Annotated in this window: 4 protein-coding genes; all 4 read right to left on the reverse strand. The window is 32.5% G+C overall.

Annotated features, from left to right (window positions below; genetic code table 11):
• Positions 1 to 331: 331 nt before the first annotated feature.
• The 4 genes from IJI80_RS06525 to IJI80_RS06540 all read right to left on the reverse strand — a co-directional run bounded on the left by IJI80_RS06525 (position 332) and on the right by IJI80_RS06540 (position 3,354).
• Positions 332 to 718, reverse strand: a complete 387-nt coding sequence (locus IJI80_RS06525; RefSeq protein WP_292788680.1) for a 30S ribosomal protein S6e — start codon at positions 716 to 718, stop codon at positions 332 to 334.
• Between the two features lie 116 nt (positions 719 to 834).
• Positions 835 to 2,625: a translation initiation factor IF-2 gene (infB, locus tag IJI80_RS06530; protein ID WP_292788682.1), complete on the reverse strand. Its 1,791-nt coding sequence runs from the start codon at positions 2,623 to 2,625 to the stop codon at positions 835 to 837.
• A gap of 118 nt (positions 2,626 to 2,743) precedes the next feature.
• Positions 2,744 to 3,196: a nucleoside-diphosphate kinase gene (ndk, locus tag IJI80_RS06535; RefSeq protein ID WP_292788683.1), complete on the reverse strand. Its 453-nt coding sequence runs from the start codon at positions 3,194 to 3,196 to the stop codon at positions 2,744 to 2,746.
• Positions 3,193 to 3,354 (reverse strand): 50S ribosomal protein L24e, encoded by a 162-nt coding sequence (locus tag IJI80_RS06540; RefSeq protein WP_067146875.1) that lies wholly within the window; start codon positions 3,352 to 3,354, stop codon positions 3,193 to 3,195. The genes ndk and IJI80_RS06540 overlap by 4 nt, the downstream gene beginning before the upstream one ends.
• Positions 3,355 to 3,464: the final 110 nt, after the last annotated feature.

Consider the following 3,464-nt stretch of genomic DNA (forward strand, 5'->3'; position numbering starts at 1 on the left):
ATTTTTTTAAATGAAATAATTTTGAATTAAATAATAAACATAAATGAATATTAGACAATAACTGCTAATTAATAATAAATTTAATAATGAAATTTATATCAATATTGAATTACACTTATGAATAATCTTTTTTTCTTAATTAAAATCATATTTATAATTCAATTTTAATATAAACATGATTTAATGCTTTAAATGATAATAAAATATAATAAAAATTAATTTATATCTTTTAATAAAAATTTAATTTTAATTTTATTATAATGAATAATTGAAAAATAATAATGAAAATTGAATTTCATTATAAATTTCATTTATCATTAAAACTATCTGATTATTCTTCTGCTTCCTCTTCTTCAGGATTTAAGATATCAGATATGGATTTGCTACCTGCTTTGGTAACAATAGTGTTAATTAAAACAATATCTTCAGAGATAGTGTTTCCTCTGACAGTTTTTCTTCTTTTAACACCATCACCTTTAGGTTTGTAGCCTACTCCACCGGTTAAAAGACTTTTGATTCTTCTAGGACCATCAACGTCTTTTTTCATAGCGAAACCGTTTTTGTCACTACCACCAGTGATTTTTAAAGTGTAGCCATCTAAACCAACGATTTGACCATCGAATTCTTCTCCGATTTTTAAACCGTTTAATTGTTTTCCATCATCAACTTCCAATTGATAACTTAATTCTTTTTCAGATACAACAATTTTAAATGCCAATAAAATTCCTCCTTTTATTTTTCGGAATTTAATCTTTCCTAATCTCTAGTATTTATTCTATAATCTTAAAATATGTGAAATAATTATGAATGATTAAATATTTATTGTCAAATCAATTAGTATTCAAAAAGACCGAATTTACCCCAATCCTTGTCTTTTCTACGTTTAATTTCCAAGATTTCGTCAAGGGCTAAAAATTCATCTTCATTCAATTTATCCTTAAACTCTCTCTCCAAGATCTTATAATGCTTTTCAGGAATGTCTACATATAATGTATCTCCCTCTTCAAAGTCCTTTCCAGCTACAGCATCATTGATAGCCATAGCAACCCTTTGACCTCTAGAAATTGCAGTCAAAGTCTCACCTTTATCTTCCATACTGGCAATGGTACCTACATAGTCCCCATTTGCATTCATTAAAGCATATCCCTGTTTAACAGTTCCTGCTTCAACTTCAATACCGCAAATTGCAGGTTTGCTTTGCCTGAATATGAGTTTTGGAAGAATCATGAATTTAGCTGGTTTGATGATTGCATCAAGCCATTGCTTTTTCTGAGCTTCTTTTCTCTCTTGGACCCAAGCTTCATAATCTTCAGTAATCTGATAGATTACATCACCTTGGAAGAGCTTAACTCCAGAATTATTTAAATCGTCAAGAGCCTTAGGATGTACCTTAACATTAAATGCAATGATTACACCATGCTCAATGTTTTCATCCTTAGCAATGGATGCATCGATAACATCCCTTTTGTTTACATCACCGATTTCTGCAGACCTAATTGGGATTTCCATTTCCTTAAGCAAATGAACAACCGCTTCAAGGGAACCTAAAGTGTCTGCCTTAACGAATAAACCTTCATCGTCAGTATCAACAGTAATGTCCTCCAATTCCTTTAACAATTCTGCTTCAACGTCTTCATCCTCATTCAATACTCTAAGAGGAGAGCCTGAAACGACATCATCAAGATTTGGAGCAGCTATCTTGATACCTGCTGCTGCAACAACCTCATCAACCTTCTTGAATTTCTTCTTGGAATCTCTCATCTCTTCAAGAGGGAGAGGCCTTAAGATAGATCTGATTTTGGTTTTTACAACATTATTTGCATCCATTAAAGCAATTTCATCACCATCACGGAGCACACCATCATAGATAATGCTATCAACAGTCACTCCAAGACCGGTTTCTTCCTTGACTTCCAATACAGTTCCTTTAGCAGGAGCATCTTCATGTATTTCCAATTGTTCTGTTAGATACTCTTGAGCAAGTCCTAACAACATTGCAATAAGCTCAATAATACCTTCACCAGATTTTGCACAAATTGGAATAATTGTAATTTGGCTTGCAAAGTCAGTGACTCTGTCAAATCTTTCAGACTGGAATCCTTCCTCATGCAATTTTCCAATGAGCTCATAGATTTTCAAGTCCAAATCAGTTTGCACTCTTGGAGCTTGCTCTTTAAAGCTTTCCATAAAGGAAGCTCCTTCATGAATATCCCATCCAAAGATTCTATCAATCTTATTGGCAACTACAATAAATGGGGTCTTATACATTTTCAAGATATTAATTGCCTCATAGGTTTGAGGTTTGAAACCTTCATTAATGTCAACAATTAAAATAGCTAAATCTGCTAAAGCTCCACCACGTTTACGAAGTGATGTAAATGCAGCATGCCCTGGAGTATCCACAAAAAATAAACCTGGAATTGTATCTTTAATTGATAATCTTGCTATAAAATCGCCACAAATTTCATTTATTGTATCTATTGGGATTTCAGTAGCTCCAATATGTTGGGTAATACCACCCGCTTCTCTATCAGCTACAGTACTTCCTCTGATATAATCCAGTAAGGTAGTCTTACCATGGTCTACATGACCTAAAACAGATACAATTGGGGATCTAATCTTCATTTTTACTCCACTCACAATTAAATAATTCAATAAATTTAAACAATAATAATTTGATTCGATTATAGACAACGAATATTTCGATTTAGAAATTTAAATATGTTAAATAGAAATAATAAATCTATTCGTAAATCCAAGCGTTATCAGACATAGAATAATCACAAATTTCTTCTTCATCAAAGAAAAGAGCAATTTCTCTTTTAGCAGATTCAGGTGCATCGGATGCATGGATAATGTTTCTTCCAGTATCCATACCGTAATCTCCTCTAATGGTTCCAACTTCTGCTTCTTTAGGATTAGTTGCTCCTACCATTTTTCTGATTACAGAAATAGCGTCGTCTCCTTCAATAACCATGGTTAATGCAGGAGAAGAAGTGATATATTCAACTAAACCATTGAAAAATGGTTTTTCAGCATGTTCTCCGTAATGCTGTTTAGCTAAATCTTCATCAATTTGTCTTAATTTCATAGCAACAATTTTGAGGCCTTTAGCTTCAAAACGGCTTAAAACTTGACCCATTAAACGTCTAGATACCGCATCAGGTTTCATCATAACAAAGCTTCTTTCAATCATTGTTTAACCCATTTTACTTTTCTTGGCACTCTGCCAAGTTTAATCATATTTTTCTCACATTTACTACTACAGAAGAAATAGATGGATCCGTCTTTTTTAACGTACATTTTACCGGTACCTTCTTCTATTTCTTTACCACAGAATGAACAAGTTCTCATGTTAAAACACCTTCTTTAAGTAAGATAAGCTTAATAACCAAGGTTATTAAGGAGTTCTAATCTCCTTAGCTTCTCTGATTGTGTCGAGTAACATTAAAATATCGCCTTCA

The organism is Methanobrevibacter sp., from assembly GCF_017432245.1.
Classification (GTDB): domain Archaea; phylum Methanobacteriota; class Methanobacteria; order Methanobacteriales; family Methanobacteriaceae; genus Methanobrevibacter.